At 66.7% G+C, this 13,310-nt stretch carries 10 protein-coding genes; 4 read left to right on the forward strand and 6 right to left on the reverse strand.

The features are described from left to right. Positions 1-73 precede the first annotated feature (73 nt). The 4 genes from G7Y85_RS10840 to G7Y85_RS10855 are packed head-to-tail and all read left to right on the forward strand — an operon-like array spanning position 74 to position 6,227. On the forward strand, positions 74-1,501 hold the full coding sequence (locus tag G7Y85_RS10840; protein WP_166256367.1) for a TolC family outer membrane protein: 1,428 nt from the start codon (positions 74-76) through the stop codon (positions 1,499-1,501). Positions 1,502-1,522: 21 nt separating this feature from the next. After that, the gene (locus G7Y85_RS10845) at positions 1,523-3,850 is read left to right on the forward strand and encodes an HlyD family secretion protein (RefSeq protein WP_166256370.1); all 2,328 of its coding nucleotides are present in this window, start codon (positions 1,523-1,525) and stop codon (positions 3,848-3,850) included. Continuing rightward, complete coding sequence (locus G7Y85_RS10850; protein WP_166256373.1) at positions 3,847-5,325, forward strand: hypothetical protein; 1,479 nt, start codon at positions 3,847-3,849, stop codon at positions 5,323-5,325. The genes G7Y85_RS10845 and G7Y85_RS10850 overlap by 4 nt, the downstream gene beginning before the upstream one ends. Then, the gene (locus G7Y85_RS10855) at positions 5,322-6,227 is read left to right on the forward strand and encodes a sulfotransferase (protein ID WP_166256376.1); all 906 of its coding nucleotides are present in this window, start codon (positions 5,322-5,324) and stop codon (positions 6,225-6,227) included. Before G7Y85_RS10850 ends, G7Y85_RS10855 begins: the two co-directional genes overlap by 4 nt. A gap of 138 nt (positions 6,228-6,365) precedes the next feature. On the opposite strand, the gene G7Y85_RS10860 is transcribed toward G7Y85_RS10855, so the two are convergent. From G7Y85_RS10860 to G7Y85_RS10885, 6 genes are all read right to left on the reverse strand, one after another. Then, positions 6,366-7,262, reverse strand: coding sequence for an extracellular catalytic domain type 1 short-chain-length polyhydroxyalkanoate depolymerase (locus G7Y85_RS10860; protein WP_166256379.1), 897 nt, complete (start codon positions 7,260-7,262; stop codon positions 6,366-6,368). Between the two features lie 69 nt (positions 7,263-7,331). Continuing rightward, positions 7,332-9,614, reverse strand: a complete 2,283-nt coding sequence (locus tag G7Y85_RS10865) for a CaiB/BaiF CoA transferase family protein (protein WP_166256382.1) — start codon at positions 9,612-9,614, stop codon at positions 7,332-7,334. Positions 9,615-9,680: 66 nt separating this feature from the next. Beyond that, a complete protein-coding gene (locus tag G7Y85_RS10870) occupies positions 9,681-10,505 on the reverse strand; it encodes an alpha/beta fold hydrolase (RefSeq protein ID WP_166256385.1) in 825 nt (274 codons plus the stop codon). Positions 10,506-10,578: 73 nt separating this feature from the next. After that, the gene (locus tag G7Y85_RS10875; protein ID WP_166256388.1) at positions 10,579-10,869 is read right to left on the reverse strand and encodes an acyl carrier protein; all 291 of its coding nucleotides are present in this window, start codon (positions 10,867-10,869) and stop codon (positions 10,579-10,581) included. 6 nt (positions 10,870-10,875) lie between these two features. Continuing rightward, positions 10,876-11,700 carry a CatB-related O-acetyltransferase gene (locus tag G7Y85_RS20455; RefSeq protein ID WP_166256391.1) on the reverse strand — a complete coding sequence of 275 codons (825 nt, stop codon included), beginning with the start codon at positions 11,698-11,700 and terminating at the stop codon, positions 10,876-10,878. Between the two features lie 7 nt (positions 11,701-11,707). Then, entirely contained in the window at positions 11,708-13,309 is a 1,602-nt protein-coding gene (locus tag G7Y85_RS10885) for an alkaline phosphatase family protein (protein ID WP_166256394.1), read from the reverse strand. Position 13,310 lies beyond the last annotated feature (1 nt).

Raw genomic sequence — 13,310 nt, forward strand, 5'->3', positions numbered from 1 at the left:
GTGTCATACGACGGCACGGCATCGGGAGTGACGGCCAACGGCCGTGCTGCGCGATTACAAACGGGGAGCGTGGATGTCGCTTACAAGCAAGTCACTGTGGTCGTGCTGCACGGCCATGCTGCTCGGCGCCTGTCTCGGTTCATCGGCGTCGGCACAGGGCGCCACCGGCAGCCAGGCTGCGGCGAGCGATCTGCTGACGATCTGCAACGATGCCCTGCAGTTCAATCCGGCCTATGAATCGGCGCGCGCAAGCTATTACGCGGCCAAGGAGCTGGTCCCGCAGGCGCGCGGCAAGCTGTTGCCGCAGGTGGGCCTGCTCGGCGAATACGACTGGCTGCGTCAGCATCAGGACGCGACCTATCATGGTGATTTCGAAATCGCCAACCGCAGCTACGACACGCGTTTCATCGTCAACGGCAGCGATACGTTCACGCGCGGCCTGTACGGCGCGCAGCTGACGCAAGCGCTGTACCGGCCGCAGTTGTTTCTCGGCCTGAGCGCCGCCAAGCTCAAGGGCGAGCAGGCCGAGCTGGCATTGACCGCCGCACAGGACGAGCTGCTGATCAATGTGGCCGACAGTTATTTCGCGGTGCTCGCGGCGCGCGACGCCGCGGCTTTTGCGCACGCTGAAACCGAGGCCCTGCACGAGCAGTTCCAGCATGCGAGCTCGCGCAGCGATGCCGGTCTGGCGACACTGGCGGACGTCAAGGCGGCCGAGGCCTCGTATGCGATCGCATCGGTGGACGAGGCCGATGCCCGGAATACACTGCTGGCTGCGCAGATGGCACTGGAGGCGCTGACCGGACGCAGTTATCCGAGCCTCAAGGTGTTGCCGCCAAACGTCGGTCTGTCGGCGCCGCAGCCGATGGACGAGGACGCGTGGGTGGCACGCGCGCAGACCGACAATCCGGCGATCCTCGCGCAGAAGGCCGGTCTCGAGATCGCCCGCATCAATCGTCGCGCGAGCGAGCGCGCACGCTATCCGCAGGTCGATCTGGTCGGCACCGCATCGGCGATCGACAACACCGGCGGCGTCAGCGGCGAGGTCGACGGCGATGACGAAAGCATCGGCGTGCGGCTGACGATGCCGATCTACAGCGGCGGTCAGGTCAGCTCGGCGATCCGTCAGTCCGAAGAGCTGGAGAAAAAGGCCGACGCCGATGTGCGCGACACGCAGGCAACGACGATCCGCAACACGCGACTGGCGTTCCTGAATACCTCCACGGGGCTGCAGCGCATTGCCGCGTTGAAGCGTGCAGTCGAGGCGGCCAGCGACGCGGAAGACGCTGCCCGCTCGGGTTTCGACGCCGGCACGCGCAGCAATACCGATGTGCTCGATGCGGTCGAGAAACGCTACGGCGCCGAACGCGACTACGCCGCCGCGCGATATCGCCTGCTCGTCAATTCGCTGCGTCTCAAGCAGCTGTCCGGCAATCTGCTGACCGCCGATCTGGCGCAGATCAACCGTCTGCTGCAGCCGCCGCAGCCTGCTTCACCGTAAGGGCGCGCCCGGCACTTCGTCATGGCCATGTTCGGGAGTCGCTATCGGCGTTTGAGCGTCAGTCGCAGTCGCGAGCTTGACGGCGGACGCATCGAGCTGATCGGCGGAATCGAGGGCGAGCCGCCGCTGATCCTGAACGCCGACGAGTACCGTCTGGCGCAGTTGTTCGACGGTGCCCGTTCGGCGGCGGCGGTCAATGCCGAGGCGGCGAAGCAGTTCACGCCGGTGCCCAACGCCGCGCAGATCGAGGCCTACGCGGCCGAACTGGCCGTGCACGGTCTTCTGGAACCGGGTTATGCCGAAGCGCTGCCGTCGCCGACGGTGACCGAACCGCAGATCGATATCGCCGGCGCCCGTTTCGACAGCGGACCCCTGCTGGCGTCGACCTTGCCCGGTTCGCTGGCCGGACCCGGCCTGATGGACGGACTGCTCGGCATCGTCGTCGACGAGCGCGGGCGGCAGCGGCCGCTGTTGCATGCGCTGGGCGCCGCGCCATGGCTGGCCATCGGCTCCGTGCTGAACTGGCCCTTGCGCAACGCCGCGAGTCTGACGGCCTTCGTCCTGCTGGCGGCCGCGGCCGTGTACGGCGTCGTCCATCATTATCTCGATGCCGGAGACAGCCTGCTGCTGATGTTGCAACCGGCGCGCTGGCCCTTGCTGGTGCTGTTCAGTTTCGTGGCCGTGCAGGTCTTCGGAACGGCCGCGCGCGCTGCGGCGATACGGCAGCAGGCGGGTGTCGAGCCGGTGATCGGCTTCATTCGCGGACCGCTGGGGATTCCGTTGCTGCACGTCGACACCGGCGGTGCGGCGGAACGCGCACCGCGACCGCAACGCATGCGCATCGTTGGTGCCGGCTTGACGTCGATGGCGGCGCTGGCCATCGGTGCTGCGCTGATCTGGATGATGAGCTGGCGTGTCCGGCCGCTGCTGGCGGGGCTGAGCATCGTCGTGTCCCTGATCGCGACGATCGCGCTGCTGCTGCGCGCCAATCCCCTGGTGCGCCGCGACGGCTACTTCCTGCTCGCCCAGCACTTCGGCATACCGGATCTGCGCGAGCAGGCCGGCGCGTCCTGGTTCAATTATTTCCGGCGCGGCTGGGTCGGTCAGCAGCGGGTGCTGTCGTCATCGACGCTGCTCACCTACTGGGCGCTGGTCATCGCTTTCATCGTGCTGGTGCTGTTCCTGTTTTCGCGGGTCGCGGCCTTGTTGCTGGACCGCTATCGCGGTCCGGGTTTTGTCATTCTGCTAGTGGTCATGGGGGTCATCGTGAGTCAGACGTTCCGCAATTCCCGCGAGGGAACCAATCTCGACCTGGGCAAGCTGCCCGGCAAGTCTTGGTACGTGCGCTGGGCGGCCCTGCTGGTGGCCGTGGCGGTGATCTCCGTGATCCCGTACCGCTATGACCCGAGCGGCGATCTGCTCGTGCTGCCCGGCGATCGTGCCGACGTGCGCGCGCTGATCGCCGGCGATGTGCGCGAGGTGCTCGTCAAGGAGGGCGATCTGGTCAAGGCCGGCGACGTACTGGCGAAGATCTCCGACGACGAGGAACGCGCGCAGGTGGCGGTTGCCCAGGCCAAACTGGCCCAGGCCAAGGCCGATCTGGCGCTGGCCAAGAAGGGCAGCAAGGCCGAGGAAATCCAGGTCGCCGAAAGCGCGGTCGACACGGCCAGGCAGCGTGCCGAGGTGTCGGCGCAACAGGCACAGCGTCTGGCCACGGCCTACAGGCACAACTCGGTGACGGCGCAGGAATACGAGCGCGCGCGCGGTCAGGCCGAGGTCGATCAGAAGACACTGGTGGAGACCCAGAGCAAGCTCGATCTGGTGCGCAGCGGTGCCGACGCCGAACGCCTCGATGCGCTCGAGGCACAGATGCACGAAGCGGCGGCGACACTGGCCTACGCCCGCCAGCAGCTCACCTACACCGAGATCAAGGCGCCGATCGCCGGCCGCGTGGTCTCGGGAACCCTGCTGTTCGCGCGCGGCTCGTACCTGAATCGCGGTGACCAGCTTGCCGTCATCGAGGACGCGCAGTTGCGGCTCGCCGAGGTCAAGCTGCCGGAATCGTCCATCGATCAGGTTCGCGACGGCAGTCATGCCTGGGGCAAGGTCTGGGCATTTCCGAATGGCACGTTCGACGGCAAGGTTCGTTCGATCGCGCCGAGCGCGGAAGTCGGGCCCTACGGCAAGATCGTGCGCGTGCAGCTCGAACTCCAGGATCCGGATCATCAGCTACTGCCCGGCATGACCGGCAACGCCAAGGTCGCCGGTCACTGGTATCCGGCGATCTTCGTGTTCAGCCGCGCGCTGCTGCGCTTCCTGTTCGTCGAGGTCTGGTCCTGGATTCCATGATCCAGACGGCGGGCATTCCGCTCGACGCGGAGGATTTCCGGCTGACCTGCCGCAGTGGTTTCGGCGACGGCTGGAACCACTACGCGCACAGCATGGCGGCGTTTCGTGGCAAGGTGTATGTCGGCACCACGCGCGGCAGTTTCGCCGGCCTCAAGCTGACCAATCCGGCACCGGATCTCAAGCCGTGGCCGGTCGAGAGCCCGAACGATCTGTACGCGGTCGATCGGCGCGCCGAGATCTGGGAATACACGCCGGAAACGGCCGACTGGCGGCTGGCCTTCCGTTCGCCCACGGTCACCGGCGTCAACGGGCGCGCCGGTGTGCCGAGCTACATCGGCTATCGCGGCATGACGGTATTCCAGGCCCGCCACGACCGCGAGCCCTGCCTGTACGTGGCAACCTGGTCGCCGCATCTGGCGCATTCGCCGGACCTGCTGCGCAGCGAAGACGGCGTGCATTTCGCGCCGGTGCAGCGACCGCCGTTCGGGCCGACGGTGCGTGCATTCCGTACCGTGCAGCCGTTCGGCGGACGCGTGCATCTGAGCGCCACCGCGACCGGCACCGCCAAGGGCTTCAACCAGGATTTCGCTTCGGAGGCGGTGATCTACGCCAGCGACGATGTCGCCGGCGCGCCCTGGACGCCGGCCAACGTCGAGGGCTTCGGCAACGCCGACAACACCACCGTGTTCGAAATGACCGAATACGACGGTCATCTGTACGCCGGTACCGCCAATCCGATTACCGGCGGCGAGCTGTGGAAGACGCGCGGCGGCGAGTTGCCGTATCGGTGGACCAAGGTCTTCGATCGCGGTGCCGGCCGTGGCCTGCACAACGAAGTCGCCGGCACGCTGTGCGAGTTCAAGGGTGCGCTGTATGTCGCCAGCGGCGTCATCAACGGCGGCTATCACCGCGCGTTCCGCATCGGCCCGGCGGCGGCCGAGATCATGCGCTTCTGGCCCGACGACAGCTGGGACCTGATCATGGGCGAGGCGCGCATGACCGAACAGGGTCTCAAGTATCCGCTGTCCGGCATCACGCCGGGCTTCGACAATCTGTTCAACGGCTACGTCTGGCGCATGCAGGTCCACGAGGGCTGGCTCTATGCCAGCACCATGAGCTGGGCGAGCCTGCTGCCCTATCTGCCAACCTACGCCTGGCCGCCGGATATTGCCGCGGTGCTGCGCCGCTGGACACCGGAGCGGCTTGCCGAAACCGGCGGCTTCTCGCTGTGGCGCACCGAGGACGGTATCCACTGGGAGCCGGTCACGCGCGACGGCTTCGGCAACAAGTACAACTGGGGCGGCCGCACGTTCGCGTCGACGCCGCAGGGGCTGTTCATCGGTACCGCGAATCCCTACGGGCCGCGGCTGGCGATGCGTCGCAATGGCGGATGGGAGTACGCGTTCAATCCGCGTGGCGGCTGCGAGGTCTGGCTGGGCAGCAAGCAGCACCACGAACCGGCGACCCATCCGTGACGCCGGCACCGATCGTCATCGTCGCGGCGCCGTTCTCCGGCAGTTCGTGGCTGGCCGGTGTGCTCGGCACGCAGCCGGGCTTGTACGCCGTGCCGCAACTGTGCGCGTTCATGGCCGATCGCGTCGACGAGCTGCTGCAGATCTTCGCGCTCAGCCAGGACGAGCATGGCGACGGTCTGCATCGCACGGTTGCCGAGCTGTATTTCGGCGGCCAGCAGGACGAGCAGCTGCAGGCGGCGCGTGGCTGGCTGGTCGAGCGTCGCGGTCGGTTGGTCGGCGAACTGCTCGACGAGTTGGCTGCCAAGGTGGCGCCGCGGCGTCTGGTGATTCCCGAAACCGAAGCGCCGCTGCGGCCGATCCAGCTGCGCCGTCTGCGGCAATGGCGCGCCGACACGCAGTTCATCCATCTTCATCGTCATCCCTGGAGTCAGGGCTGCCGTTTTGCAGCGTGGCTGCAGGATCGCCTGTTCGTACCGATCGACTACCGCGACTACAGTCGTTATCCGCCGCTGCCGGACCCGCAGATTCCGTGGCTGCGCGCCAACGAGACGCTCGACCGTTTCTTCGCGACGCTGCCGGACGTGAGCGTCCTGCGGATTGCGAGCGAAGCCTTCGATGAGGACTTTCGTGCCGCCCTGACGCGGCTCGCCGATTTTCTGCAACTCGGTGGCGACGCCGCGGCCTGGGCCTCGCTGCGCGACGCGTCGGACTGGATTTACGCAGCACGAGGGCCGCGTGCGGCACCCGGTGGTCTGGAGGCCGAGGTCTGGGCGCCGTGGTCGGACGAAGTCGAGCGCCTTGCGCAGGTGCCGCAACTCGATGCCGCGCTGCCGTGGCGGCCCGATGGTCTGGGCTTCGATCCTGCCGTCGTCGCGCTCGCACGGCGCTACGCCTACCGTTGAGGCATTGCCGCCACTACGGGCACAGAGCGGTTCTTGCGTTGCTGCGGTTCCGGTCACGCGCCGCAGTCACGGACGTGACGCGCGACCGTTCCCGCTTCCTGCTGCCTGCTGCGCGCGGCAGCGAACCGTGTGTGAGGCTCAGTTCTTCTTCTGGTACTTCGAGAAGAAGCTCCAGATTTTCTGGCTGGCGTTGAAGCGCTCGTTGTTCGCGCCGAGCAGGAACTTCAGATAGGTCTTGCCGCCCGGCCACTGATGGCCCGCGCCGGCCAGACCGCACCACGACACCTCGTCGCCGCTGCGGCAGCCGCCCAGCGTCAGGCACTGCACGCCATCGGCGTCATAAGTCTGTTGTTCCTGCGTCGAGCATTCGTTGCGCTTGCCGAAGCGGCTGACGATGTCCTTGATCGATGGCCGGTAGCTGCCCTGGAAGACGCCACCGTCCCAGGGAATGCGCGGATCGGCGCGACCCTGGATCAGCAGGGTGGGGATCGGCTGGCGCTCATTGCAGTTGCTCACCATCGGCCCGCCCGATACCGGCGCGATCGCCACGAAGGTGTCCGGCGCGTCGCAGGCAATGCGGTGCAGCAGCATCGCGCCGTTCGAAAAGCCGGTGCCATAGACGCGCGAGGTGTCGACTGCATAGTGATGCTTCACGTCGGCGATCACCGCGCGCACGAAACCGACGTCGTCGACATTGTCCTTCATCGGCGTCGCGCAGCAGCTGCCGGCATTCCAGGCGCGACCGATGCCGTCCGGGTAGACGACGATGAAGCCGTTCTGGTCGGCGACGGAATCCAGGCCGGTCTGCGATTCCATGATCGCGCCGGTGCCGGCCCCGCCATGCAGCGCGACGACCAGCGGCGCCGGGCGATTGCCGATGCCGTCCGGCGTGTGGACCACGTAGTGGCGCTCGTTGCCACCGAAGCTGATGTCGGTTTCAGTGGTTGCCGCACAAGCTGTGAGGGAAGCGAACAGGCTGCCGCTCGCCAGCAGGCCGAGCAGCACGTTACGGACGGACAAGGGGGACGTCGTCATGATCAGAACTCCGGCAGCAGTACGGTGAACCTTATGGCAGTTTCCTTAACGCAGCATGAGACCGTAATCTCAGGGACGAAGTTCGTAGGCGGTACGCAGCTTCGACGGGCTGATGTCGGGCAGCGCCAGACCGAGCGGCGTGAAGAAGGTCGCGTTGGCTTCGCCGAGATCCGGCCCGCTGTGGCGGACACGGCCGCCACCACGCGCGAAGTGGAACGGCAGGCCCGGCAGCCGTCGTCCGCCGTCGACCTGCTGCAGCCAGTCACGGGCCTGCAGATGCGGGTCGACCGCGATGTCGGCGGCGTTGTAGACCCTGCCGGCGGCCAGGCCGTCGTGCTGCAGCGCCTGGACCAGCGTCTCCGCGTCCTGGCCGGCGGTCCAGTTGTTGATCAGGTCATCGATCGCGTCATGGGCCGCGCGCCGGCCTTCGACGCCCGCATAGGCCGGGTCGAGCGCAGCGCCGCCGATGCGAGCTGCGAGCTTTGACCACTCGGTGTCGCTGCGCACCGACAGCACCAGCCAGCGATCGTCGCCGCTGCAGCGATAACAGCCCTGCGGCGCGAACTGCGCATGACGGTTGCCGCGCGGTGCGACACTGCCCGGCGCTCGCGCCGCCGCAATCAGCTGCTCGCCCATCAGCCAGGCCGCGGTTTCCGATTCGGCGAGATCGATCCACTGGCCGTCGCCGTTGTGCGCCCGGTGCCAGAGCGCGGTCATCACCGCGCAGGCTCCGGCCATGCCGTTGGTGACATCCATTTCCCGCACCCGGAAGCGCCGGCCGTCAGCGCTGTACGCGGTCAGATCCTGAATGCCGCAGATCGCTTCGAGCGTGCCGCCGTAGCCGGCGTACTGCGCGTACGGGCCGTCGCTGCCGAACGCCGACATCGAAACGAGAATGATGTCGGACTTGAGTTTGCGCAGCGCCGCGTAGTCATAACCGAGCTTGGCCATCACGCCGGGCCGCGAATTCTCGACCACGACATCGGCCTGCCGGACGAGGGCCGAGAACACCTGGCGATGCGCGTCGTCGCGCAGGTCCAGGGTCAGCGAACGCTTGTTGCGATGCAGTTGCCAGAGGCGTGGATGTTCGTTGACCCTGGCTGGCATGCCGCCGCGCATGCCGTCGAGCCGTTGCGGGTACTCGATCTTGATCACTTCGGCGCCGTAGTCGGCGAGCACGCGCGCGCAATGCGGACCGGCCCAGTCGTGCGTGAGGTCGAGCACGCGCAGCCCTGCCAGCGGCGGCGCACTGGTGCTCGCAACTTGGCGTGGCGATCGATCGCCGGTGAAGCCCGCTGCCGCTGCGCTGGCGGGCGCCGGTTCGGTCCGCCAGCGCAGGGCGGAGCCGCGAAACGGTGCGCCCGGCATGCGGACGCGCCCGAGCCGTGCGTCCTCGAGCTCGACGAAGAAGCCGCGTGCCGCAAACTGCGGATCGGCGATCGCCTCGGCGATGCTGGCGAGGTACGACCAGGCGAGGCCAGCCTGCTGACCGCGATGGAAGAGTTCGCGCTTGGGCTGGGTCGCGAGCCAGGGTTTGATCAGCGCTTCGAGCTGTTCGCGGTTCTGCATGCGCCCGCCCATGTCGGCGAGCCTGCCTTCCAGCAGCTCGGGCTCGCCGAACATCTCGGCGGCGCGCAGCCAGTGCCGGATCGGGCCGCCGACGATCGCCGCTTCGCCGTCTGCGCAGGGATAGGTGCGCCACGGCACCATCGGATGATTGTCGCCGCTGCGCCGTGCGAGCTTGCCGATCGCGAGATATTCGGTGATCGCGATCTCGCCGTTCTCGATCGCCGATTCCTGCATCGACAGGTCGATGCAGTCGCCACCACCATCGCGTGCGCGGCGCAGCAAGGCCATGAGGCAGGCGATGTACGCGTTGAAGCCGGCCGACAGCTGCGTGATCCGCACGCCGGCATTCAGCGGTTCGCGCGTGCCGTCGCCGGTGCAGTGCATGAGACCCGACATGGCGTACAGCGTGATGTCTTCCGCCTGCCAGTCGCGATGCGGCCCGTCCTGGCCGAACGGCGAAATCCGGCAGACGATCACCCGTTCGGCGAGGCCGGCAACATCGATGCCGCGGGCCTCCAGCGCCGCCGGCGGCCAGCCGTCGACGACGATGTCGGCGCCGTCGAGCAGCTCGCGCAGTTGCGGGTCGGCGGCGGCCGAGCCGTTTGCCTGCCAGTCGCGCTTGCCGGTGTCCAGCCACGCGCGTTCTTCGTCGCTGCGCGTTGCGCCACGCTGCGTTTCGACTCGCAGCACCTCGGCGCCGAAGCCGGCCAGCAGCTTGCAGCAGTAGGCGCCGGCGATGTGGCCGACCAGTTCAACGACCCTGATTCCTTCCAGTCCCTGCACGGCGATCTCCCCGATTGTCCTGATCTTGTATGTGATGACGCTTGTCCGGCCGCCGCCTTCGGGCGCTCAGCGCAGGAAAGCCTGCAGTTCGGTCAGTGTCTCGGCGACATGGCTGACCGGAAAGAAATGCCCGCCGCCTGCCACCCGGCGCCACTGCGTATTCGGCAACAGCGCCGTCAGTTGTTCGCCCGAACGCAGGGCTCGCGAGTGTTCGGCGTACATCAGCAGGCAGGGCAGGTTCAGGCCGCGCAGCGCGTCGGTCGTCGCACCCGGCGTCACGAATTCTCTGCGTGCCGAGGTTTCGTCGAGCAGTCGCAGCCAGGCGCGCGCCGCGCGCTTTGCGCCGCGCCCTTCGCCGAAGGGCGTGAAGGCATCACGCACTTCGAGATCAATGCCGTCCACCACGCAGCGTGCGGCCGCTTCGAGAAAGCGGAAGCCGATTTCCGGGTCGTTCTGCCAGTCGCCGCCATCCTGTGCGGCGACCGCGCGCTCGAAAGCGGTCAGGGCATCGATGTCATGCAGGCGCAGCTGCGGCTGCAGGCGCTGGATGCGCGTGTCCATCAGGCACAGATGCGTGAAGCGTGCGGCTTGCGCGGCAACCGCCTCGAGCGCGACCGCGCCGCCGTAGCTGTGGCCGACCAATGCCGCTTGCGCGATACCACGCTCGTCCATCAGTTCGAGCAGGTCCTGCGCCATCACCGTCGTGCTGTAGCCGGACGGTGGCGTGTCGCTGTAACCGTGGCCGCGCAGATCGTAGATCGTGACGCGGCAGGTTTGCGCCAGTGCCGACGCCAGGCGCGGATACCAGAACGCGCGGTTGGCGCCGAGGCCGTGAATCATCACGACGTCCGGGCCGCTGCCGAACTGCTGCGAGGCCAGCTTCACGCTCACGTTCGCGCCCGCGGCGTCTGCGACGCGACGCGCCCGCGGTGCGCAAGATCCGGGCAGCGCGACACGCGCATGCTCAGCTTGCGGACATGTACGGCACGAGGAAGTCGGCGATCTGACCGATCGACAGGTCGTCGACGTAGCGGCCGTTGTTCATCAGCAGCTGATCGAACGCAACCTTGCGATGCGTGATGTCTTCCTCGATCGCGACCACGAGCTGGATGATGTCGATCGATTCGAAACCCAGATCGGCGAGCAGCTTGGTCTCGCGCGTCATCGCACCTTCGTCTTCGCGGTCCCAGTCCTGCGTGAATTCGTCGAGCAGGGCGATCAGTTGCTGCAACAGCTCATTGCTGGCGGTGGTCATAGGGCATCAAGTGTAAAGCGGACGAGGAAGGAGTTCGCTGCTGAAACGGCCGCGTTCGCGCGTGAGGCGATAGGTCGGCGGCAGCAGGGTCTGCAGCTTGCCGGCCGCGAGTAGCGCTTCGAGCGTCGCGACCGCCGTTTCCATGTCGCGGAAATCGATGCTGCGCTTGTGCGGTGCCAGATCGTAGCGCCACCACTGCAGCTTCGACAGGCGCTCGACGAGGGCTTCGCTGGTACGCAGCCGCAGCACCTTGGCCGGTGCTCCGACGACGATCGCATACGGCGGCACGTCACGCGTGACGACCGCGTGGGCGGCAATGATCGCGCCGTCGCCGATCGTCAGGCCGCGCTTGACGAAAGCGCCGGCGCCGATCCAGACATCGTGTCCGATCGTCGTCTGGCCGGGCATGCGATAGGTTTCCGGCGCGTCTTCGTCCGGCGCCAGTCGCGTGAACTCCTCGAGCTGGTAGAAGTGCGGCAGATGTTCGCGACGCGTGAACGAAAACGGATGCGTGGTGAACTGATCGACCGGATGTTCGGGCGCGCCGACGATCACCGACTCGGCGATCGAGCAGTACCGTCCCATCTTCGTGCCGTACAGGCTCGAGGTGTAGTGGCCGTTGATGTAGCTGAACGCGCCAAGCGTGCAGTTCTTGATCCGGCGCGGGTCGAAGACATAGGCCGGCCGCTCATAGACGAGCTGGCCGGTGATGCCTTTGCCTTCGATGACGCACAGACCCTGCTCAAGCAGGTCGGCGGGTTTCAGGCCGCCGGGCTGCTGCTCGGCGGCGGGGTAGAACGGTGCCCCGGGGGCGGGCCTCTCTGCAGTCATGCGCGGCTTATTCCATGTAGCCCAGCATCTGCAGCTGTTCGATGATCTGCTGCTTCTCGCCGCTGTCCATTTCCTGCGCGTCCTCGTCACGCTTGATCGCCTGCGTGCGCGCACCTTTCTTGACCGGCCTGGCTTCCATCCATTCCGGCGTGAAGAACGTGCTCGGGACTTCACCTTCGAAGTCGGAAGGCACCGAGACGCCGGCGCTGTACAACAGGGTGGGCGCGACATCGACGATCTTGCGCAGGCCGACTTCGCCGGCGGCCGGAATGCCCGGGCCGGCGGCCATGAAGATGCCGTCCGGGTGGTGGGTGCCGATCGCGGCCGGGCGCTTCACCAGCGACGGCTTGAAGTTGCGGATCGACACGAAACCGTTGTCGCGCAGCACCAGCGTCAGATCCGGCGCACGGTTCATGTGGCGGCCCTGGAACCAGTCCTCGCGCTTGAGCACATCGACGATCACCGGTTCGCCGGTTTCCGGATCGCGGAACGACAGCAGGTCTTCCGTGAGCTTGGCGCGGAACGCCTCGTAGTCTTTCGGATCGATGCCGGGATCGCCGGGCTTTTCGGCGACGCGGATGTTGATTCCATTCGACGACGGCGTCAGGCAGCAGGCCGTGGTCTTGCTCCAGTCGAGGTTCGCGAAGTCCGATGCTTCGCGCCGCTTGGCCATCTCGCTGCCGTCATTGTCGGCCCAGGCGAGATAGCCCTTTTCCTCGAGCAGCGTGTTGATGCGCAGCACGAAGGTCGAGGCGGTGAAGCCGTGATCGCTGGCGAAGAACACCTGCGCGTCCGGGCCGACCATTTTCACGAGCTTCTCGATGTAGCCGTCGAGCTTGTGGAAGTACTCGAGGCAGACCTCGCGCATTTCCTTGTCGTGGCCCTGCGGGTTCTTCGGCAGCAGCGTCTTGTCGAGCCACGGCCAGGCCTGGTGCTGGATCTTGTCGGTGCCGTCGAACATCACCGCCATCAGATCCGGCTTGTCGTTTTCGAGAATGTACTCGGCAACGCGGAACCACTGCTCCTCGCGCGGCAGGTGATAGCGCACCCACTTCGCGGTTTCGTCGGCCGACAGCGATTCCATCGCCTGCTTTTCCTTGTCGAAGTCCCAGGCCAGCTCCTTCGGATCGAATCCCGGAATCTCGTTCTTGATGCGCTCGAACAGTTCGCGCGGATGCGTGTTGCGGCGCAAGTGCTTGGCCGGCACGAAACCCGGCACGATCGCGCCGTTGATGCCCTCCGGCGCCGGCGCGGTCAGCGGGAAATTCAGCGCGGCGATGGTCTTCTTCTTGCGCGAGGCGATCGACCAGATCGTCTCGGTATCGACGTCGCGCGCGTCATACAGTGTCCAGTAGACCTCGTCGCCACGGTCTTCGGCGCGGATGAATTCGAAGACGCCATGCTCGCCCGGGCCCTTGCCGGTCATGATGCTGGTCCAGGCTGGCGGTGTCAGCGGATTCGGTGTCGAGCGCAGCTTGGCGCGCACACCTTTTTCCATCAGCGATTTGATGAACGGCATCGTCACGCCCTCGCCGGGCAGATCGCTGATCATCTGATCCAGCACGGTGAAGGTGCAGCCGTCGAGGCCGATAAAGAGAGTCGTGGTCATG

Origin of the sequence: Solimonas terrae, assembly GCF_011067135.1 — a bacterium.
Classification (GTDB): domain Bacteria; phylum Pseudomonadota; class Gammaproteobacteria; order Nevskiales; family Nevskiaceae; genus Solimonas; species Solimonas terrae.